Origin of the sequence: Pseudohalocynthiibacter aestuariivivens (assembly GCF_018457175.1) — a bacterium.
GTDB classification, from domain to species: Bacteria; Pseudomonadota; Alphaproteobacteria; order Rhodobacterales; family Rhodobacteraceae; genus Pseudohalocynthiibacter; species Pseudohalocynthiibacter aestuariivivens.
Genome location: NZ_JAGFNU010000004.1, coordinates 177,704 through 197,996, shown reverse-complemented (window position 1 = coordinate 197,996; position 20,293 = coordinate 177,704). Strand labels below are relative to the sequence as shown.

Sequence of the window (20,293 nt, the reverse complement as noted above, 5' to 3'; positions counted from 1 at the left end):
CGGAACTCAGAAGCCGAGCCAGCATCGACGTCATCGGCCATTTTGTATTTGTTTGGGGTCTGGTTTGGGCTTGTGCTGCTTTCAGCAATGTTTTCGCGCCTTTTAAAGGAGCAGAATCTTTTAAAAGAACAAAAGGAACTGGACCAGGAACAAGGGGACGCGCCCTGATGGTCGGCTTCAATATGCTGATTGTTGTTTGCCTCGCTTACGTGGTGCTTTTGTTTGTAATTGCATTTTTCGCGGACAGGCGCGCGGCCCTCGGCAAACTTGGGTGGCTACAATCACCAATCGTCTACACGCTCAGCTTGTCGATTTACTGCACAGCATGGACGTTCTATGGCGCTGTCGGAAATGCAGCTCGATCCGGGCTTGAGTTTGTAACGATCTATCTCGGTCCCACGTTGGTCATGGTCGGTTGGTTGTGGATTGTACGAAAACTCGTTCGCATCGGAAAAACGCAGCGCATCACCTCAATCGCTGACCTGATTTCATCACGCTATGGAAAATCGAATTTGCTGGGTGTGCTCGTAACCTTGCTCGCAGTTGTTGGCACGACACCGTACATCGCGCTTCAGCTTCAGTCTGTGACATTATCATTCGCCGTGTTCGCTGATCGTGCACCGGAAAGAGTTTCGTCAGGTTGGGATTTGCCAGACCTTAATGCGACGGCGCTCTGGGTCGCGGCGGGTTTGGCGCTTTTTACTGTTCTGTTTGGCACGCGTAACCTAGACGCAAACGAACGGCATCATGGGGTGGTTACTGCCATCGCCTTTGAAGCGATTGTAAAACTGGTAGCACTTCTAGCAGTTGGCATCTTTGTCGTCTGGGGCGTTGCGAGTGGGCCATCAGATATTTTGGCGCGTATCGACGCATCCCCGATAGCAAACTGGGAACTTCGCCCCGGGCGTTGGGCCGGGCTAATCTTTCTCTCGGCGGCCGCATTTTTATGTTTGCCCCGAATGTTTCAGGTGATGGTGGTCGAAAATACCGACGAGAGAAATGTTCTGACAGCCAGTTGGGCCTTTCCACTCTATCTGCTTTTGATGAGCCTGTTTGTTGTGCCGATCGCGGTGGTTGGTCTCGACCTGATGCCTGCAGGTTCAAACCCGGACTTGTTTGTTTTGACCCTTCCTTTGTCACAGGGGCAGGATGGGCTGGCGCTGCTTAGCTTTCTGGGTGGATTTTCATCGGCAACATCTATGGTCATCGTGGCGGCGATCGCGCTTTCCACAATGGTGTCAAACCACATAGTGATGCCAATATGGCTGGCGGCAACAACGACAGGGGCGACTGTATCTGGTGACGTGCGCCAGGTCGTCCTGATGGCGCGGCGTATATCAATCGGGGCAGTACTGGCGCTGGGCTACGCATATTTTCGCTACTCTGGCGGTGGCACTGCGCTTGCGGCCATTGGCCTGATCTCATTCACGGGCGTTGTTCAGGTATTACCTGCGATGCTTGGTGGTATTTTCTGGCGAAGGGCAACACGTGTCGGTGCCGCAGGCGGGCTTATCGTTGGATTTATCGTTTGGGGTTACACACTCTTCTTACCGTCGATTGGCGGGGCTAATATTTTGCCCGAAACCGTCATGCTATCCGGACCATGGGGGCTTGGCTGGTTGCGACCGCAGGCCTTGTTCGGGATCGCTGGACTGGATCCGGTTGTTCATGCATTGATCTGGAGCATGGTTTTGAACACCCTGGTCTTTTGCCTCGGGTCGTTGCTAAGTTTTCCGACACCTCTTGAACGGCTTCAGGGTGTTCAGTTCGTGAATATCTTTGAGCACAGCACCGGCCCACGTGGTTGGACAAAAAGTGGTGTGGAATCCGAAGATCTGCTGGTGATGTCGCAGCGCATCCTTGGGCCAGAGCAGGCCCAACGGCTTTTCCAGCATGAAGCGCAAGCACAGGGTAAGGTCGGGTTTTTGCCTGATACATCCCCTGATTTTCTAGAGTTGCTGGAACGAGAACTGGCCGGATCTGTCGGGGCTGCGACGGCCCATGCGATGATTGGCCAGATAACGGGCAGTGCGCGTGTCTCTGTTGAGGATCTGCTTGCCGTGGCCGATGAGACTGCTCAGATACTAGAATATTCCAGTCAGCTTGAAGCGAAGTCGGCAGAGCTTGGCCGCACTGCGCGCCAGCTTAGGGAAGCAAATGAGAAGCTTACGGAATTGTCGGTTCAAAAAGACGCCTTCCTTAGCCAGATCAGCCATGAATTGCGAACGCCTATGACATCTATTCGCGCGTTCTCTGAAATTTTACGCGACATGGAAGGAATGACCCCTGTCGATCAACGCCGATACTCTTCCATCATTCATGATGAAACGATACGCCTGACGCGCCTGCTGGACGACCTTCTTGACCTCAGTGTTCTGGAGAACGGTCAAGTGGTGTTGAACGAGGCACCGGTTAGATTGCGTGACGTGATAGAACGTGCTGTTTCAGCCTCTTCGCAGGCGCAAACGACCCAAATTCTGAAGGTTCGACGCGACACAGCGTCTGAGATGGTGACGCTTGTTACGGATAGTGACCGTTTGAGTCAGGTCTTTATTAATCTGATTGCGAATGCGCGAAAATATTGCGCTGCGCCGGATCCGCAGCTGACCATAAAAGTGCGTAAGTATGAATCTCGCGTCGAAGTGGACTTTGTGGACAATGGTCAGGGTATTCCAACCAAAAGCCAATCATTGATTTTTGAGAAATTCTCGCGCCTTTCAGATCATGCGGCGGCGGGTGGTGCTGGACTGGGGTTGGCAATTTGTCGCGAAATCATGACCAATCTGGGTGGTACAATCGCTTATCTTCCGGGGCAGGGTGGTGCGGCCTTCCGTGTTTCTTTGAACTTAAAACAAGTGGTCTAAATCACAATCGTGATTTCGGCTTTCAGAAGTAACACTTTCTAAATCAATGCGCAGCATGGTCGAGGCGTGGTTAACCGGGTTTCGACCAATTCAGAGGCGCCAATGCAATCTGTTTTGCAGAAAATTACAATTTCTGCGCAAAACACCCAGCAAAAGCCAGCGGTGATAGCTGCTTCACAGTTGTGCCACGCCTTTGCACTGGCGGCGCAAAATGGTTTTGACATGGCCTTGGCGGCAACGTTGCAAAGCGAAACTGAATTGATGCTCCCGCGTCTGCTAAACGAACTGCCTGAAGCTGCGTTGCTTGTAACGCTTGACGCGCCAGACTGTGCAAAGGGTTGCATGGCGATTGATCCGCAGGTTCTTGCAGGATTGATCGAGGTGCAAACTCTGGGTCAAGTCAGCACCCAGGCTGCGGTGCCGCGGCTTGCAACACACACCGACGCGTTGATGTGTGAAAGTTTCGTAAACAAGGTTTTTGAAACGGCAGACGAACTTTTACACCCGTTGCAAAGGGGGGAATGGTTCTTTGGGTATCGGTTCGGCACCCGTATCGAAGAAGTCCGTAAGTTAGGCCTAGCTCTAAAAAATGTATCCTACCGCTTCTACCAACTAGAGATTGATATGGCGCTGGGTGCGAAACGGGGTCAGATTTTAATAGCGCTTCCGTCCCAGTTTGAGAAAACCGTCGGGAACGACAGTGAAACCAAAGTGCGCCACTGGCATCAGACGCTTTCTGCATCGGTTATGACGAGCGAAGCACAGATTGACGCGATCCTGCATCGCTACATGGCACCGCTGTTCTCTGTCCAAGCTCTAAAAGTTGGGGACATTCTGACACTTCCGGCCAGCGCGCTTTCCTCCGTTTCGCTCGAAACCAATACCGGAATCGAGCTGGCAAATGCCAAGCTGGGTCAGTTGCATGGGTGTCGTGCGGTTCGTCTGTTAAGCGTCGAGGGTAAGGGCGCGGTTGCGCCACATCTGGCCAGCATCAGCGGATCACCGGCCCCACAGGTCCGTGAAGCGAATGAAGATGACTCTGAAACGAGCGATGGCTTAGAGGAAAACCAGCAAGAAGATGGTTCAGCACTGCCATTGAAAGTGATGAGTGAGAAACCTTGATCGATGTCATATCTGACGAGAGAGGTTGTTTGACTCTTAACTCAATCTTTTGCAATCGCGGCCAGATGGGGACGAACGCCTTCGATCTGATATCCTGCTTCGGCCGCGGTTGCGATAATTTCATCGACAGGCTGCGTATCTGCCTTGGACAGGGCCCAAACAATTGTCGAACGTGTGCCTGAGGCGCAATAGGCAAGTACGGGGCCTTCTGACGTTTCTATTGCGGCGGCCTGCGCGGCAATAAGGTCTGGCGTCATTGTGCTGTGTGTAACGGGTAGTTCCACAAATTTCAGCCCGGCAGCTTTGGCTGCGGTGCGCATTTTTGTGGCGTGCAGGGTTGGTGGTATCTCTGCATCTGGTCTGTTGCAGATCAACGTCGTGAAACCGGCGTTTGCGATTTCCGCAACATCGCTGATTTCGATTTGGGGCGAAACCGCATAGTCGGGTGTGATTTGTCGAATATCCATAAATCGCGCAATACCATGAGTGGTGTAGCCATACCAGTGTGTCATGTTATTATTGACCTGCGTCAAAGAAGGGCTGGTGTACTCGCTCCATAGTGCTTCTGATCAAAGGAGAACACAGATGACAAAAATCGCCGAAAGAAAAGCTGCTCTCTTGGAACGTCTGCAGGAGTTAGATGAGCGAATCCACCATATTGAAGAAGAGCTGGATGAGCCCGTATCCAAGGATTGGGAAGACCGTTCAGTAGAGCGCGAAGAAGACGAAGTGCTTGAAACTATGGGCGTTACAAGTCAGGCGGAAATCCGCATGATACAGGCTGCTTTGGAACGAATAGAAGCTGACGAGTATGGATTTTGCGTTAAATGCGGCGTCGAGATTTTGCCAGCACGCTTGGATGTGTTGCCATATACACCGTTCTGTAAAAATTGCGCTGTATAGTGTGAGTAGTGAATTAATTTTAGGAGGAAGCTATTATGTCATTTGAAAACCTGAAAGCTGCGGCGCTGTTGCTGATGGATGAAATTCAGAAGCGACCAGAGGATGCGCATGTTTTACAAGAGCAACTGCGCGAAAAAATCGCCGAGTTTAAAGCGATGGGACTACCCGTTCCTGAAGACTTAGCTGCCTTTGAACTGGCCCTTGAAGAAGAAGAAGCAGAGGAATTGTTTGATAACATGCCACTCTAAGCTCTTGGTGCGCTGCATTTTTTAAGGCCGTGCTTTGCAAATTTTTTAAAGTCGGCTTTGCGTTTTCACGCCGTGGTGCAATAGTGCGTTAAAATCCGGACAAAGATCGGGTATGCGCGCAGGGAGTTGAACCTTATGGGGCAAGAGGTAAAATTTAACGTCAATGACGGCGTTGCTGTTATTACAATCAATAATCCACCGGTTAATGCACTAAATGCCGCGGTTCGGCAGGGCCTCGTCACTGCATTTGACGATGCCGAAGCAAATGATGATGTCAAAGCCATCGTGATGTTTGCCGAGGGGCGTACCTTTCCGGCAGGCGCGGATATAACCGAATTTGGCAAGCCAACGGTGGATCCGTGGTTGCCGGATGTGTGCAACCGCGTTGAAGCGACATGCAAACCTGTCGTTGCTGCCGTGCACGGCACGGTTCTTGGTGGTGGCTTTGAGCTTGCTCTTGCTGCGCACTATCGCATCGCAGACCCAATGACGACATTTGGTTTGCCCGAAGTCACGCTTGGCATTTTGCCGGGTGCGGGTGGTACGCAGCGCGTTCCCCGAATATGCGGGGCAGAGGCGGCGCTTGATCTGATGATTGCCAAGGCACCGATATCGGCTGCAAAAGCCGTCGACTTAGGGCTGATAGACGGGGTTTCACGCGCACATGTCAGGGATGCGGCGCTCGACTTTGCACACGAACTTATTGGCAAACCCAACGCGCTGCGACCCACGCGTGAACGCACCGAAGGATTAAGCGATCCAGTTGGGTATGCCAGAGCGGTTGCGGCAAAGCGGCAGGCATTGGCAGGCAACCCGCTCTTTGCGCCGGCAAAGATTGTTGATTGCGTTGAGGCTGCGATGTTGTTGCCCTTTGAGGGTGGGCTGGCCTTTGAGCAGGCAGCGTTTGAGGATTGTTTGCGCTCAGATCAATCCGCAGCCTTACGGCATGTTTTCTTTGCGGAGCGCAAAGCTACAAAAGCGCCCGAAGTGGCGCGTGCAAAACCAAGGCCCGTTGAGATCGTAGGGATTGTCGGCGGCGGCACCATGGGGTCAGGCATTGCTGCATCTTTTCTTGATGCGGGGTTTGGTGTTGTTCTTGTTGACCGGGATCAGCCCATGTTGGATACGGCACTAGCCCGGATTGAATCTGTTTTCGATAAAGCTGTTCGAAAAGGGAGCATAACCGCACAGATGCTTGATGAAAGAATGGCGCGTCTTACTGGCGATATTCACTATTTCGCTGTGAGCGAGGCAGATCTCGTTATCGAATGCGTGATTGAAGATATGTCTGTAAAGGAACAGGTTTTCGCGACTTTGGACGCGGTTATCAAACCGGGTGCGATACTCGCGACGAACACGTCCTATCTTGATATCAATACGCTTGCTGCGGGTGTTGCACACCCAGAGAACGTTTTAGGGCTACATTTCTTTTCGCCGGCTCATGTTATGCGCCTTGTCGAAGTCGTGGTTGGAGAGGCAACGGAGGCTGACGTTGTCGCCACGGGTTTTACGCTCGCCAAGAAACTTGGAAAGATCCCGGTGCGTTCCGGGGTTGCCGATGGGTTCATCGGCAATTCCATTTTGGCTGCGTATAGAACCGCCGCAGACTTTATGTTGGAAGACGGGGCGAGCCCTTATCAGGTTGACGCCACAATGCGCGCCTTTGGCTTTCCGATGGGCCCGTATCAGGTGCTTGATCTGGCGGGGCTTGATATATCGTGGGCCCGTCGCAAAAGATTAAAATCCACGCGAGATCCTGAAATGCGATACATCGCGATTGGTGACAAGATGTGTCAGAAGGGCTGGCTCGGCCAAAAGGCCGGGCGTGGATACTATACCTATGCAGATGGTAGCCGTTTGGGTGTCGAAGATCCCGAAGTTCTGGGGCTTATCGCCGCCGAGCGAGAGAGAAAGGGCATAACCCCGCGCGCGTTCGGGCCCGAAGAAATTCTATACAGATGTCTCTCTGCAATGGTGAATGAAGGTGCAAACCTAGTGCTGAACAAGATCGCGCAGCGGCCCTCGGACATTGATGTTGCGATGATACATGGCTACGGCTTTCCGCGCTGGCGGGGTGGTCCGATGAAAGCGGCAGAACTTTCGGGCCTGTTGTCGTTGCGCAACCAACTTCGGGAATTCGCCAAGGAAGACAAGTTTTGGACACCCTCTCCTTTGTTTGACGAGGTCATAAAGGCTGGACATGGCTTTGACACACTCAACGCGGTGTAGCTGTTGCGAACTCATTTTCGCATTTCGGGCTTTCAGAGCAGGTCTGCTGACACTTAAGAAAGCATAATTCCAACGACGACTATGGCCAGGCCAATCAGAGAGAGCAGGAGCGCGATCATATTCAGAACAACGACTTTTTGAAGTCGCCTGCGCATCTCGTCGTCATCAAGACTGTTCCGTTTTGCAGAAGCCGCAATGACGATGCACCAAATAAGCCCCGCAAGTCCGACAAGCGAAACAGCAGCACCGAGCCAGATCATGTTTGCCATTGGCTTAACCTCTTTGTTTGCCTGACCTTCGGGTAAAGGATGTGCGATAGGCGCGCAAGGGTCTTGCAGCCTGTTGCCAGCCCGGCTACTCAGGGGCTCATTCGAAATATGGGGCCATCGCATGAACGACATTACCTCTGACAGTAGCTACCGCGTAACTGCGGATGAACTGCGCCAGTTTATTGAACGTATTGAACGGCTTGATGCCGAAAAGAAAGACCTTGCTGAACAGCAAAAAGAGGTGATGGCCGAGGCAAAAGGCCGGGGTTATGACACCAAAGTCATGCGCAAAGTGATAGCGCTTCGCAAAAGAGATGCGAATGACATTGCCGAAGAAGAAGCCGTGCTTGAAATGTATAAAGAAGCGTTGGGAATGTAGGTGCAAACCTGGGGCGGTTTCGTTTTATGATGTGGGCATTGCACGCACCAGCGTTTTGCCTGCTTCGGACAAATGACGCTTAAGTGCGTCAACCGCTGCTTCTGTTTCTTTATTTCTGCAATGCTTCATGATCAATTCATGATCCCTGATCCATTGCAGGGTTTCTTCGGGCAGGGTGCGATATGCTGCGATGTGTAACTGGCATCGGCGCCTAAGCTTTTCTATCATCACAATTTGATGTTTGCGGCCCGAAGGCGAATAAAGCGCAAGGTGAAAATTCCAGTCACCTTCAGCCCAGCCTTCTGTTTGCACTTCCAGATTTGAACGGCGGAGTACATGTTCAATTCTTTCAAAATCTGCCTGCTGCATGTATGGGATAGCGCGCCGCAGGCAATCACCTTCCAGCAAGACACGCATATCAAATATTTCCTGCACTTCTGAAGGCGACAGCTGTATGACACGCGCTCCCCGGTTCGGCGTAACGGTCACAACACCTTCGACGGACAACAACATCAGCGCATCCCTAATTGGAATGCGGCTAACCTGAAACCGCGCCGCCAGTTCAGATTGTACAAGCTCTGTACCGGGAGAGAGCGTTCCAGAAAGAATGTCGTGCTGTAGAGTCGCTGCAATAGCTTCGGCTGTCATTTCAGGTCTTTCGTTTGATTTTTCATAATGTATACACGTATACAAAATCGAATTAAAGGAAATATCATGGCAAAACAGTACGACTACACCGCACGTGTCGTCTGGACAGGGGATCAAGGGGTTGGGACGCGTGACTATCGCGCATACGCACGCACCTGGAATATCGAGACTCCGGGTAAGCCGGTTATCCATTGTTCAAACGACCCACTGTTAGGGGGCGACCCTAACCTGCTCAACCCCGAGGATCTGTTGCTGTCAACTTTGTCGGCCTGTCACATGCTCTGGTATCTCCACCTTGCCAGCGTTGAAGGGATCGTTGTGACAGCTTACTCGGACGATCCGCTTGGAACAGGCGAAACGGCACCAAATGGGGCAGGGCGTTTTCTAAGCGCGGTATTGAGACCGAGAATCCAGGTGAAAGCAGGTGCAGACTTACAGCGCGCCCATGAAATCCATAAGGAAATTCACCAATATTGCTTTATCGCGAGGTCAGTTAATTTTCCTGTTACATACGAGCCAGAGTTCATCGAAGTGTGAAATTGTATCTTATTTGCAGCCCTGACTCCGTGTCAGGGCGCGATGAAATTGACGCCATGCATGCGCTGAACCTCATCCAAATCCTCTTCATAAAGATCAGTGAGTTGATCAACATAGTCGTCCGTCCAGCCCTCAATATCCAATTCTTGCTCCATCTTCTCCACCATCGCAAATTTCCCCAGAAACGCAGCGATCACACGGCGTTTCTGAATTTCGTTTCGCGGTGGATGGCTTTCCAGATAGCTTTGGAACCTTTTAAAGCCGCTGCGGGTCATAATTTCTGCTAGCAGATCATCTGTTCCTGAAAGCTCAACCATAGGATCAACGCCCGCAAGCTCGCGCATGAGTTCCGCCCAGATCAACGGTGTATCTTCGTTGGCCCAAACCGTGAGAGTTGCATTTGGAACCGCAGCTTTGATGCGTTTCAATACGTCGGACCAGCGAATATCGAGCGGGTTAATCTCGTTCATGAAATTTTCGTAAGATATGTTGCTGGTGCGGTCAAAAACACTCGGGATAAAGGTTGCCGGATTGCGAAGTCCGATATGAAACTCCACCTCAGTTGCGGGAAATAGGCCAGCAAGTGCCTGTGCTTTCTTGCCAGCCAACGCATAAAATTCGCTGCCATGGAAAATGCGAGTGGGAACGCAGATCATGTGTTCACCAGACAGAATCAAACGCGTTGCTTCATCTTCATCGATTATCGCATCGACAAGCGCGTCTTGCGTTTCCCGCTTGGGTGTTTCCCCCCCAAGAGCGGCCAATGTTTCACGGATTAATTTTCTGAAACGACTCGGGCCGGGGACAACCACCCCCTGACTTCTGAGAACATCCTTATTTTTCAATAAGCACTTTAAAAGCCGGTCTTCATCTGTGGAATGGGCACCGATGTGAAAGACAACCTGCATAAAATCACGACAACTTTCAAAGATTCATCCGGGTCAATATACGGGCTTTTCTGGACAGTGAAACCGCTTTCCGATACTGCGCCTTTTATGTCTGAGAAAAACGCTCATCTTATGGCAGTGCCGAAACGGAGAAGCACGCTGAACCCGTGGTCTTTCGGCGCTGCAGTTATTGCGATTCTTGTGATTTTGCCGATCGCAGCTGTGATTTGGATTGGGTTTAACCCGGCGGAAAACATCTGGCCTCATTTGGTTTCAACGACGTTGCCGCGTTATCTTTCAAACACCGTTATTTTGATGGTGTCTGTCGGTTCTCTCTCGGCCTGCGTGGGCGTGGGCGCGGCCTGGCTCTTGGTGATGTATCGCTTCCCCGGAGCACGTTGGTTGGAATGGCTGTTGTTGTTTCCACTTTCGATCCCTGCCTATGTAGGGGCCTATGCGCTGGTTGATTTTCTGGAATACGCAGGGCCTGTGCAAACGTTTTTGCGAGAGGCCTTTGGCTGGGCTGATTCACGCGACTATTGGTTCCCTGAAATCAGATCGCGCGGATCTGCGATTGTCGTTCTGACGGGCGCGCTATTCCCATACGTATACATGTTGGCCCGGGCTGCTTTTCGCGAACAATCAGCTTCCAGCTTTGAAGTCGCTCGCGCCTTAGGCGCGGGTTCGGTCGCTCGGTTATTCCGGGTTGGTCTGCCTCTGGCACGTCCGGCGGTCGCTGCGGGGGCTGCTATCGTAATGATGGAAACGGTCAGTGATTTTGGCACAGTCGAGTATTTTGCCGTTCAGACACTGACAACTGGCATTTTCAGTACCTGGCTGGAAAGCAACAATGCAGGTGGTGCTGCGCAGATAGCAGGCGTGGTTCTGACACTCGTGTTGCTTCTGGTTGTTTTGGAAAAAACCAGCCGCAAGAAGAATCGCTATTACAGTACGGCGCGTCACCAGCGCCCGGTTACACCCGTTAAACTGAAGGGTGTGCAGGCAGGGGTCGCATCGATTTTGTGTTTTATTCCCTTCGCAGTTGGGTTCCTTCTTCCCGCCCTCGTGATTGGCAGTCATGCTCTGAGCAATGCGCATCCCTGGGCTGATCCGGCTCTTGTCCGTGCGCTGGCAAACACCGTTGTTGTTGGTGGCATTGCAGCGCTTGTGACTGTTTCTGCTGCCTTGTTCATGGTGTACGGAGTGCGATTAACAGGACGGCGCTTACCACGCATTTTACTACCCGTCTCAACGATAGGCTACGCCGCACCGGGTGCGGTTCTCGCTGTTGGTATCCTGATCCCGATGGCGGCTCTGGATCACCTGATTGCGGATGGGATTGAAGCCGCTACTGGCTTTGATCCCGGTCTTTTGCTCACCGGATCAGCCTTTGCGCTAATCTACGCGTATGCGGTCCGTTTCTTCGCGATCGCGCAAGGGACTGCGGATGCAGCCCTTGGCCGTGTCTCCCCAAGCTTGCCGATGGCGGCAAGGTCTTTGGGCAGAACCGCGGGAGGTGTGCTTCGCGAGGTGCACATCCCGTTAATCCGAAGCTCTGTCGGGACGGCCCTACTGTTGGTTTTTGTCGATTGTGTGAAAGAACTGCCTGCAACCCTTTTGCTCAGACCGTTCAATTTCAACACGCTTTCGACAAGGGTTTACGAGCAGGCGTCGCTTGAAAACCTGGCTGGCGCCGCCCCGGCAGCGATGATGGTTATTCTGGTTGGCCTTTGTGCCGTTTTGCTCATGGCCCGTTCAAATCGATAAATTGAGCAACTTTTGCGAATGAGAGGCTTGCAAGACAGCAAACAACCGCGTAAATCCACCCGCGAGCCCCTATAGCTCAGCTGGTAGAGCAACTGATTTGTAATCAGTAGGTCCGCGGTTCGAGTCCGTGTGGGGGCACCATTTAATTAAATAATAACAGTCACTTAAGAGGATGAGGTGTTTCGCACGCTTGGGTCTCTGTTGTGTAGCTTTCACATAGCTTCCACGGGGATAGGGTTTGGACTGATTTCATAGACATCCGCCCGCCGTAGCTAATTCGCTTCAATATCACCCGGAACTATTAAACCTTGTTCGGCTCGAAGTTTCATAATTAACATCTGGTGCTGCCGGGACACCTTCATATGCTGGTGATTGGGTTGCTTTGCATGATCAATAGAACATAGAACCATTAAATTCTTTTGGTTGTTATCGGTGACCACACCATTCTTGTGATGGCAATGAAGTAAGCCGGGTAAAGTAGATAAATTTACCCCGCATGCCTCGCATCTCCAACCTCGCAAACGCCTTAGCTCTTCTGATATTGCAGCCCACCGAGTCACGTAAACATTCGGCGAAGCGGTTATGTCGTGACGACTCGGCTTGGAGGTGAAAAACGTTGAATAATCAAGAAGAAATTCACTAATGTCAAAGCTTTCCCAGACCGCTTTCTTGGATTGGCGGTTGCCGTTAACTTGCCTTAGCCTGTCTTGAGCTCTGGCATATCCTCGCCAATTAATCGCATTCAGACAGTTCTTGCAGACTTTCAGTCTGGCTTCGACCTCCCCCCTTTCGCGTGTTATCGAGTTTCGCCAATCAACTAAAAATGCTCCATCTGTCCTGTTTGTCACTACATAGCGTTCAAAACGCCCTGCATTACGCATCGTCTCTAATGTATCGCATTCAGCGACGTGGAAACGGCGTGATTTTTCTGGTTCATTCAAAAGGGTATCCCGCTCAGTCTGGGTGTCCTTTATATAGAGAATTACCTGTTCGCCCTGATATGTAAGGAGACCGCCAGGACCCCCTTTTACATCCTCCAAGGATATTTCGATACCGCCCCTAAGTCTTTCAATTAACTCTTCCCTGATCGCCCCACTTCTCGGACTGTAGGACCCGCCAATAGGTCGTCGATTTTGGCCCGCAATCCTTGTTCCTCGTAGGTATCTGGCCGCACGTTAAATATCACATGCCCTCCCGGACGGGTCACTCTTATGAACTCATCCAGGCAATCCGGCGGTGCATGCCCGGGACCAAGAGACCCAAAACAGGTTACGGCAGCAAAGCTGTTGTCGGCCTCGGGAATAGGCCGACCCAAGTCTTGCTCGTACAGAAGGTTGTAGGTTTCCAGCCTTTCTGCAAACTTGAGCATTGCCGGAGATATGTCGAGCCCGACGATATCCTCATAACCAAGTATCGCCAGCGCTTCGCCAACAAGACCGGTGCCACACCCAGCATCGAGTATCGGTCCCTCATCATTTGGAACGTGGCGTGCAACAAAGGCTACGCCAATGGTGGGAAGCCTGAATCCGTTGCCGATGTTCTCGGCATCATAATTTGATGCCCAGCCTTCATAGCTCTCTCGAATAGCTTGCATCCCTTCAGCGTTGTAAACATGCTCTAGCGTGTCAGTAGCGTTGGTCATCTGGTTCCTCCATTTCCCATAAATACAACAGTGGCTGTCTACTCGTGCAAAGGGCAGTGTAGAATCTGGATCAACCCCGGTACAAAATTTGTACTGGCGATATCCCAAAAGGCTTTGGTAGGCTGCAATTGGAATACCCCTGTGACGCCAAGAGGTACTATGGCTTCGAAACCCTACGGATTATTTTGTCCAACGTCCAAAGCCTGTGAGGTCTTGAACCCACGCTGGACGATACAAATTCTTGGCGAACTTTGGGGTGGTTCGACCCGGTTCAATGAAATCAAGCGGGGTCTACCCGGAATATCGCCAACTCTGCTAGCAAATCGACTTAAAGAGATGCAGGAAAACGGGCTCATCGACCGTCTTGAAGATCCTGCCACAGGAAACATCAACTACCTTCGGACAGATAGGGCGGCAGAGCTCGACGAAATTCTGCAAGGACTTGCCCGATGGGCGCAACGACATATCGAAGCGGACATAGCGTTGGAAGATCGAGATGCAGACGTCTTGATGTGGACGCTTCAGAGACGGATCATCGTCGATGAACTGCCGCAAAGAAGAGTCGTCATGAGGTTCAACTTTTCCGATGCAACGTCTCCGGCATCGACATATTGGCTGATTTCGAAACCGAGAGAGCCAATCGAGCTTTGTGCATCCGATCCGGGTTTTGACGTCGATCTGTACATCGAAACCGCAGTTGAGGTTATGGCTGGAATTTACCTCGGTAGACTTACTCTCGATCGAGAGATTGAGGAAGGCCGGTTTTTCATGAGTGGCGAGGCGAGACTTATCAAAACCATCAAACGCTGGCTTAAGATCAGCATTTACGCTGATACGGACGGCATAGCGATTGCGGAAATATAATGGTTTTGACATCGCTGACGGCAATGACAGCTAAGTTCCGCAGAGCCGATGCCTAAGCTCGGTGAAGCGAACGTCCGATAAGCTCAAACCTACCGCCTTAGGCCTTCGGGAGTTCCATCATCATCTCATGCCACTGAACTCCGCCGTGGTCAGATTCAGAAGGCTGTGTGTACCGATAGCCAAACTTCTCATAGAGGGGTACGTGGTGCTTTTTGCACATAAGATGGATCGTTTCTTTTTTCGTGTCAGTCATACGCTTAACGAATTCGGACATTAATGCGGTGGACAAGCCGCGACCTTGATATCCTGGATCAACCACCACTGACATGATCACGACATTTGGAGCAGCCGGATCATGTCCAATGAGTTCTTTGAAATCTTCATCAGACATTTCAACGTCATATGCGCACCCGCTGTTTATGAAGCCAACAAAGACTTTATCGACTTCAAGGATCAAAAAACCTTGGGGATAGTTAGAGATACGCTTTGATATTTTTTCAAGCGTCGCAGCTTCATCGCCATCATAGGCTGATGTCTCTACATCAAAGCAGCGCGTTGCATCCGATAGTGAGGCATTGCGAAATTTGTGGTTGTCCATGTTCTTAGTCAATCTATGAATGTATCAGACAAAAGAATAACCGATCATTCGATTGAAAACCAGTTCTCGACGGACGGCAACGTTGTCCCGCATAGCGGTTGTTAGACCGTGATGCCGCGAACGACTGGTGTGAGCTTATTCTGTTGAAAAACTCCAGTTTCGGGCCTAATCGATGAACTTTTTTGCCATGCAGGCCGAGTAGTGGGGTTGGCCAAACGCCATCTTAAACGCTGCTGGGCGATCGCATCACGTCTGGTTCACAATCCTATCTAACTTTCGCCGGCCGCGCGTTTCCACCGGAAAATCGTGATTTTCAGAATTTGGTGTCTTTCAACAGAGTAAGCCCTTCCAAGACATTCGCAATCAAACAATCACGCCGGAGTCCAACTGGTCGAACCGGTCAGTCATCCTAAGCACGGTCTCCTACGCTAGTGACGGCTGTTAGCATTCCGAAGCACAGCGGTCGTCCGTATTGAGCGCAACTAGCCTTCGGGTTCTGGCGTCAGTACGTTCTTGTCAATCAACTGGCGGAGGCTCTGTGCTGCTTCTGCTTGTACCCCTGGCGTGTTCAGGGCTGCCGCAAGATTTGAGACTTTCTCGCGGTAGAGTTTGGCGAGGTTCGGATGCAGGGCAGGTGGACGAAACATTTGGATGGCGTTTCGAACAACGACAATTGGTACATCGTTCCGCACGACGAAATGCTGGGTTGGAACGAATTGGCCGCCGCTCAGAGAACTGCGTCATGGCTAAAGGAGAACGCCTGCTACCAAAGCGCAACGCAGTCGAAGACATATTGGAAAGATTGCGGGCACAATCGAGCAAGCTGCGTAGACGAATGATGATGTTGATGACACCACCATTTTTAGAAATCAGCTCTTATGTCGAGTTACAGTTTCGACCATATTTCGATAGTTTTTTTGATCAACCTCAGGCCAATGATAATCGTTAATACGAGAATTGCAGAAGCCTTTGACAGAGCTATAAATTGGAAGAATTATCTCTTCGAAGCTACCGTCAGCTTGGTGAGATATACCGTCTGAATCTGATCCTTCCGTCTCCATGGTCATAGTAAATGCATTTGCCTTACGTGCCAACGACATCACATAGAACGCTGGTTCCAGGCTCAAATGGACCAATTGTTTGTCTTCGTAAGTTAGAAGCCGAGACAGGGCGATCATCGTGTCATCGATAAAGTCATTTGGCACATCTGATATATTTTCTTCGAGGCAATATTCATTGTCAGTGATTGTAAGATTGACCCAACCATGTTCCGGCGCCCCTAGAGAGAATTTCATTTCGTTAGCTCCGATCCACAAAATTACTACCAAATAGGCCCTACCCGGGGAAAGCCTATTATCTGCCGCCAAACTTGGAACACCTTGGCTCAAAAACCGTGACGGGTACAAAAAGATCAAATCACTGTCTTTTGAAATTAGCATGATTTGCGAAAGCAGGCTTCGGATAGGCTAAATGCGATTATTCTGACATTTCCATTTAAGTTGTTATGCTCAAAAAAATATTTTCATGACAGATAGAGACGCAATATTATGAATCGAAACCTAGAAAACAAATTCGCACGGACTTTTATGGTGCTTGCGCTCACTCTTTCGATGGCGTCTGGAGCGCGGGCTGCGTGCGGCGATTTCGCGGGTAATGGCGTTGATTGGTCGCACTGCGATCTCCGGATGGCAGGCTTGAAAGGGGAGAACCTTGCCGACGCAAACCTGACCGCAGCGTGGCTCTCTCGCGCGAACCTGACTGGTGCGAACTTGACAGATGCAGACTTGGATGGAGCCACCCTTCGAGGATCGACCATGATTGGCGCAAACTTGACAAGTGCCTCGTTGAGAGGTGCGAGCTTGAGCCTTGCAGACCTGACGAGCACTAATTTGTCCAGAGCCGATTTGTCGGGTGCTCTCTTGGGAGGGGCACACCTAAACAGTTCGGTTCTAGCTTCGGCGAATCTAGTCGGAGCCCATTTGGGGGTTGCTGATTTGACCGATGCAGATCTTACCGATGCGCTCATGAACTCTGCGCATTTTGATCAAGCCAATCTAGACAGCGCGAACCTGACCAGAGCGACACTTATTGGAGCGAGCCTGACACGAGTGAACTTGACAGGCGCAAATTTGTCGGATGTAAACGCGTCAGCCGCAGACTTCAGTGGCGCAGATCTAACTGGTGCCAAATTGACTCACTCGGTGTTAATCGGCGCAAATTTTGCGGCGTTCTATTTGAGCGAAGATATTGACTACGCGGCCGCGCATCTGACTAGTGCAGACTTAACAGAAGCGAACCTAACGGCATCAAATCTTGCCGGCGTGTCTTTAATTAACGCCGATCTGAGCGGTGCTATCCTTTCTGGTTCCAACCTGATTGGTGCCGATCTGACCAGCTCTAATCTGAATGGTGCCGTTCTTATCGGAGCGGACCTGACCGGCGCAGACTTAACAGATGCAGATTTGACCGGTGCGGAGCTGTGCCGTGCTATTTGGACAAATGGCAGAATTTGCGAATGCGGCTTGCTGGGGCAGTGCAATTGATGGCTGCAGAGCCTACGTCGCATATTGATTTATTTTCGTGAATTTCTCTCTCGAGAAATTCCAGCGAGAGGCGAAGTGTGTCGATTATTGACGGACAACAACGCTGGGTATTTCTGCGCGGATTAAAACTGAACAGGGAAAGGTTTCATTAATGCCAACAAGTGACATGTCGAGCAAACCACCTTGGAAAATCGTTGCTGAACACAAAGGCACGTCCCGCAGAGCGTTCCAGCGCACGGACGAGTTTAAACACACCGGAAACAACGAAGGAACCCAAACCGATTCCGTGAAAGTTCTGGATTCAGAACTGAATATAATTTTTGAGACGTCGATGAAAATTGAATGGGAATACCACGGGTTCATCAGCGTCGCCTTTTCCGATGACGGAACAGAAATAATGCTTAGGGGTTCTGACGGGCAGCAACGCACGGCCCGACTTGTATAGAGTGCGCAAACGGGATTTGCCCTGATTAGCGGTCACTTTGTTTATTTCTTCGGATGCAAAAATCCGATCAGTTGGGTGCACGATTTCCCCAATTTTGAGAAGGCGAGTCACGGCTTAAAACTGCCATTGTCACGGGAAATATCTCTAATCTACTCAGCGTTAGGACTTTGTCAGTTTCCCTGTTACTGTCTATTAATGCTTAAAAAACTTTCAGTCTTAGCGCTCGTTTTTATCTTTCTCGCTTCCACTACTTCATGGGCCCAAGTACTTCGTGCCCGGCCTTTTGATGAAGGCCCGACCAATCAAAGGTTTTCCAGTTTTAGAGAAAATCTGCTGCAAGCAATTAAAATCCGCGACGTAGACTTCGTCGTTAGCCAGGCAAGTAGCGACATTGAGCTCAGTTTTGGCGGCACTGCAGGTCGCGAAGCGTTAAGGGATTTCCTGACAGTAGATCCCCAAAGCCTGTCGGAGGATTATCGCCATTTGGCACCAAAAATCCGCGAGGAAAACTGGGCTAACCTGGAAGGCACGCTCCGTCTTGGAGGGCGGTTTGAAGAAGGTGGTCTTGTCTTCGTCGCTCCGTACACGTGGGTTGTCGAATTACCCCAGTCTGCCAACCCTTTTGAAACGTACTTTGTCACCGGCGATGGTGTGGCGTTACGTAGTCAGCCTAGCCAATCAAGCGAAGTGATTACTCGTTTGAGTTATGACATTGTGACAATGCTGGACAATGACGACAGTAAAACCTACCAAAAAATTCGCTTGATAGACGGGACCACTGGTTTCGCCCACGGTGATTACCTTAGGTCGTCCGTTGGTTATCGGGCTTTTTTCTCCTCCGAAAATGGCCAGTGGAAAATGACAATGTTTATTGCGGGAGATTGATGTGAAGGCTTTCATGAGAGCTCTGCCTCTAGTCCGAACCAAACCAGTTTCACCGTCAGATATCCCGCCTTTTCGCAGCCGAGACAGCGCGAAAATCTGGGTTGCTTTTACCTTTGCAAACTTACTTCTGGCAGCAACCATTTTTACACCCCCAGCCATGGCTCAACGTTTTGTCAATGCAGAGCCGACAGAGGATAATTCAGAAGGTCTTAGATGTTATATCATCAACTCCCGGATTGGCTGGCAGTATATGCCGTTGATCAGAGGATTTGAGAATGAAGTTAGTATTAACATGTCCGACACCTGGTCTGTCGATGCCGCCAATTATGAGAGAGTGGGCATTTTCGGTCATACCGGTGCAGATGCTGAAAGGCTGGGCCCGTATTCAGAGTACAAGTTCAGCCCAGCATTCGACTTCGGATATTTGTTGGTGAGTGATACGAATGGAAATTTCTACTCAAGTGTTGTGAATGAGTTCAAACTCAACCCTAGTATTCAGGGCTTATATTTGCGCATCAATGACAGCGATGAGACGCTGCATGACAATGTTGGATTTATCCGAGTGTGCACACAACAAGTCTTATGGTAATCATGCGCATCGACAGGTCGCTTGATTTCCGCCTCAAGACGCATGTGCCGCCGTGATCAGGGCTCAAATTCGCAGACCGTGGCGCACGTTTACACTCACTCCCGGAATTTTTAACTTGAGGAAATGGTCAGTGAAACAAAGATTTGCCGCAGTAATTATTCTTGTATTCAGCTTTACGCATTTTATCGCAGCGCAAGAAAATAATCTTGCTGAACAACCAGCGGCAAAAACTGCACCTTATCAGATTCTACTGGAAACCGACTACGCCGAACTGACCGGGTGCGACGTCTACCACAGCTATGAGGACTCACTCGTAATCGCTCTGGACTTTCTGGTCTTTGACGAAGGCTCGGACAAAGACGCTCTAGGCTATGTGCAAAGAGAAACCGTCCACTTATTTGAGCATCTGGTTAAAAGCGGTGAAACCGATTTAGTGGATGCCGCCTGTCTTCCCATGTCTCTGCGTCGTTTGGGAGAAGAGTTAGGGCTTTTGAGTGAACTGTCTTCAACTGTTCCCGATTTTGCCTACCCGTTGTCTTTTCGCTATGATGGAGGTTCTACAGGTTTTCCAGATGAAGCGGGCAAAACCTATTCTGTTCAATCACGTGCAAACTATATTGAAACAACCGAATGTCTGGTATCTGCGTCGACCTATGAGAAGCTCCAAAAAGCGTTTATTGAGTTTTTCTACTACTCTGGGCACCCGGGTGACTCCAAAAAATACATGTTAGCATTTCTTACTGACGTAAGAGATAGCCGACCAACGGCAGAGGGTGAACTGAACCCAATGTGTATGACCCCGGAGATTACAAAACTGGCGCAAGACATCGGCGTCTTGACGGAAGGTGGAAAGATAATACCGTGAAGTGATCTG

General features: G+C 50.6%; 23 protein-coding genes, 1 tRNA gene and 1 pseudogene. 16 read left to right on the top strand and 9 right to left on the bottom strand.

Annotated features, from left to right (window positions below; genetic code table 11):
* Positions 1 to 167: 167 nt before the first annotated feature.
* Positions 168 to 2,864, top strand: a complete 2,697-nt coding sequence (locus tag J4E70_RS08330) for an ATP-binding protein (protein WP_213888632.1) — start codon at positions 168 to 170, stop codon at positions 2,862 to 2,864.
* A 102-nt stretch (positions 2,865 to 2,966) separates the two neighbouring features.
* Entirely contained in the window at positions 2,967 to 3,986 is a 1,020-nt protein-coding gene (locus J4E70_RS08325) for a flagellar motor switch protein FliM (protein ID WP_213888631.1), read from the top strand.
* 41 nt (positions 3,987 to 4,027) lie between these two features.
* Here the strand turns inward: J4E70_RS08325 and J4E70_RS08320 are convergent, their stop codons facing one another.
* On the bottom strand, positions 4,028 to 4,453 hold the full coding sequence (locus J4E70_RS08320; protein WP_213888737.1) for a protein tyrosine phosphatase family protein: 426 nt from the start codon (positions 4,451 to 4,453) through the stop codon (positions 4,028 to 4,030).
* Positions 4,454 to 4,571: 118 nt separating this feature from the next.
* Here J4E70_RS08320 and J4E70_RS08315 point away from each other — a divergent pair, with 118 nt between their 5' ends.
* From J4E70_RS08315 to J4E70_RS08305, 3 genes are all read left to right on the top strand, one after another.
* A complete protein-coding gene (locus J4E70_RS08315; protein ID WP_213888630.1) occupies positions 4,572 to 4,889 on the top strand; it encodes a TraR/DksA family transcriptional regulator in 318 nt (105 codons plus the stop codon).
* Between the two features lie 35 nt (positions 4,890 to 4,924).
* Positions 4,925 to 5,137, top strand: coding sequence for a hypothetical protein (locus J4E70_RS08310; RefSeq protein WP_213888629.1), 213 nt, complete (start codon positions 4,925 to 4,927; stop codon positions 5,135 to 5,137).
* A gap of 135 nt (positions 5,138 to 5,272) precedes the next feature.
* Positions 5,273 to 7,366, top strand: a complete 2,094-nt coding sequence (locus tag J4E70_RS08305; RefSeq protein ID WP_213888628.1) for a 3-hydroxyacyl-CoA dehydrogenase NAD-binding domain-containing protein — start codon at positions 5,273 to 5,275, stop codon at positions 7,364 to 7,366.
* A gap of 53 nt (positions 7,367 to 7,419) precedes the next feature.
* Here the strand turns inward: J4E70_RS08305 and J4E70_RS19700 are convergent, their stop codons facing one another.
* Complete coding sequence (locus tag J4E70_RS19700) at positions 7,420 to 7,758, bottom strand: hypothetical protein (protein WP_377608799.1); 339 nt, start codon at positions 7,756 to 7,758, stop codon at positions 7,420 to 7,422.
* Between J4E70_RS19700 and J4E70_RS08295 the strand changes: the two genes are divergently transcribed.
* Complete coding sequence (locus tag J4E70_RS08295) at positions 7,757 to 8,014, top strand: DUF2312 domain-containing protein (protein WP_213888627.1); 258 nt, start codon at positions 7,757 to 7,759, stop codon at positions 8,012 to 8,014. The two genes, J4E70_RS19700 and J4E70_RS08295, sit on opposite strands and share 2 nt — an antisense overlap.
* Positions 8,015 to 8,038: 24 nt before the next feature.
* On the opposite strand, the gene J4E70_RS08290 is transcribed toward J4E70_RS08295, so the two are convergent.
* On the bottom strand, positions 8,039 to 8,662 hold the full coding sequence (locus J4E70_RS08290; protein ID WP_213888626.1) for a GntR family transcriptional regulator: 624 nt from the start codon (positions 8,660 to 8,662) through the stop codon (positions 8,039 to 8,041).
* Positions 8,663 to 8,728: 66 nt separating this feature from the next.
* Between J4E70_RS08290 and J4E70_RS08285 the strand changes: the two genes are divergently transcribed.
* Positions 8,729 to 9,199, top strand: coding sequence for an OsmC family protein (locus tag J4E70_RS08285; RefSeq protein ID WP_213888625.1), 471 nt, complete (start codon positions 8,729 to 8,731; stop codon positions 9,197 to 9,199).
* Positions 9,200 to 9,231: 32 nt separating this feature from the next.
* Here J4E70_RS08285 and J4E70_RS08280 read toward each other — a convergent pair whose 3' ends face one another.
* Positions 9,232 to 10,044, bottom strand: a complete 813-nt coding sequence (locus J4E70_RS08280; protein ID WP_246531670.1) for a hypothetical protein — start codon at positions 10,042 to 10,044, stop codon at positions 9,232 to 9,234.
* A 150-nt stretch (positions 10,045 to 10,194) separates the two neighbouring features.
* Here J4E70_RS08280 and J4E70_RS08275 point away from each other — a divergent pair, with 150 nt between their 5' ends.
* Positions 10,195 to 11,853: an ABC transporter permease gene (locus J4E70_RS08275; protein WP_213888623.1), complete on the top strand. Its 1,659-nt coding sequence runs from the start codon at positions 10,195 to 10,197 to the stop codon at positions 11,851 to 11,853.
* A 65-nt stretch (positions 11,854 to 11,918) separates the two neighbouring features.
* Positions 11,919 to 11,994, top strand: a tRNA-Thr gene (locus tag J4E70_RS08270).
* 131 nt (positions 11,995 to 12,125) lie between these two features.
* Here J4E70_RS08270 and J4E70_RS08265 read toward each other — a convergent pair.
* Together J4E70_RS08265 and J4E70_RS08260 are read right to left on the bottom strand one after the other, a co-directional pair.
* Complete coding sequence (locus J4E70_RS08265; protein WP_213888622.1) at positions 12,126 to 12,794, bottom strand: hypothetical protein; 669 nt, start codon at positions 12,792 to 12,794, stop codon at positions 12,126 to 12,128.
* Between the two features lie 131 nt (positions 12,795 to 12,925).
* Positions 12,926 to 13,495 (bottom strand): class I SAM-dependent DNA methyltransferase, encoded by a 570-nt coding sequence (locus J4E70_RS08260; protein WP_213888621.1) that lies wholly within the window; start codon positions 13,493 to 13,495, stop codon positions 12,926 to 12,928.
* Between the two features lie 159 nt (positions 13,496 to 13,654).
* Here J4E70_RS08260 and J4E70_RS08255 point away from each other — a divergent pair, with 159 nt between their 5' ends.
* Complete coding sequence (locus J4E70_RS08255; RefSeq protein WP_213888620.1) at positions 13,655 to 14,359, top strand: winged helix-turn-helix transcriptional regulator; 705 nt, start codon at positions 13,655 to 13,657, stop codon at positions 14,357 to 14,359.
* Positions 14,360 to 14,456: 97 nt separating this feature from the next.
* Here J4E70_RS08255 and J4E70_RS08250 read toward each other — a convergent pair whose 3' ends face one another.
* From J4E70_RS08250 to J4E70_RS08240, 3 genes are all read right to left on the bottom strand, one after another.
* Positions 14,457 to 14,957: a GNAT family N-acetyltransferase gene (locus tag J4E70_RS08250; protein ID WP_213888619.1), complete on the bottom strand. Its 501-nt coding sequence runs from the start codon at positions 14,955 to 14,957 to the stop codon at positions 14,457 to 14,459.
* A gap of 482 nt (positions 14,958 to 15,439) precedes the next feature.
* Positions 15,440 to 15,649 (bottom strand): hypothetical protein, encoded by a 210-nt coding sequence (locus J4E70_RS08245; protein ID WP_213888618.1) that lies wholly within the window; start codon positions 15,647 to 15,649, stop codon positions 15,440 to 15,442.
* A 177-nt stretch (positions 15,650 to 15,826) separates the two neighbouring features.
* A complete protein-coding gene (locus J4E70_RS08240; protein ID WP_213888617.1) occupies positions 15,827 to 16,252 on the bottom strand; it encodes a hypothetical protein in 426 nt (141 codons plus the stop codon).
* Positions 16,253 to 16,504: 252 nt separating this feature from the next.
* On the opposite strand from J4E70_RS08240, the pseudogene J4E70_RS19695 reads away from it, so the two are divergent.
* From J4E70_RS19695 to J4E70_RS08215, 6 genes and pseudogenes are all read left to right on the top strand, one after another.
* A pseudogene (locus J4E70_RS19695) lies at positions 16,505 to 16,948 on the top strand (pentapeptide repeat-containing protein); the annotation flags it as partial.
* A gap of 3 nt (positions 16,949 to 16,951) precedes the next feature.
* Positions 16,952 to 17,500: a pentapeptide repeat-containing protein gene (locus J4E70_RS19690; RefSeq protein ID WP_246531669.1), complete on the top strand. Its 549-nt coding sequence runs from the start codon at positions 16,952 to 16,954 to the stop codon at positions 17,498 to 17,500.
* 151 nt (positions 17,501 to 17,651) lie between these two features.
* Complete coding sequence (locus J4E70_RS08230; RefSeq protein WP_213888615.1) at positions 17,652 to 17,945, top strand: hypothetical protein; 294 nt, start codon at positions 17,652 to 17,654, stop codon at positions 17,943 to 17,945.
* Positions 17,946 to 18,140: 195 nt separating this feature from the next.
* Positions 18,141 to 18,830 (top strand): SH3 domain-containing protein, encoded by a 690-nt coding sequence (locus J4E70_RS08225; RefSeq protein WP_213888614.1) that lies wholly within the window; start codon positions 18,141 to 18,143, stop codon positions 18,828 to 18,830.
* A 1-nt stretch (position 18,831) separates the two neighbouring features.
* Entirely contained in the window at positions 18,832 to 19,419 is a 588-nt protein-coding gene (locus J4E70_RS08220) for a hypothetical protein (protein WP_213888613.1), read from the top strand.
* Positions 19,420 to 19,549: 130 nt separating this feature from the next.
* Positions 19,550 to 20,284: a hypothetical protein gene (locus tag J4E70_RS08215; RefSeq protein WP_213888612.1), complete on the top strand. Its 735-nt coding sequence runs from the start codon at positions 19,550 to 19,552 to the stop codon at positions 20,282 to 20,284.
* Positions 20,285 to 20,293: the final 9 nt, after the last annotated feature.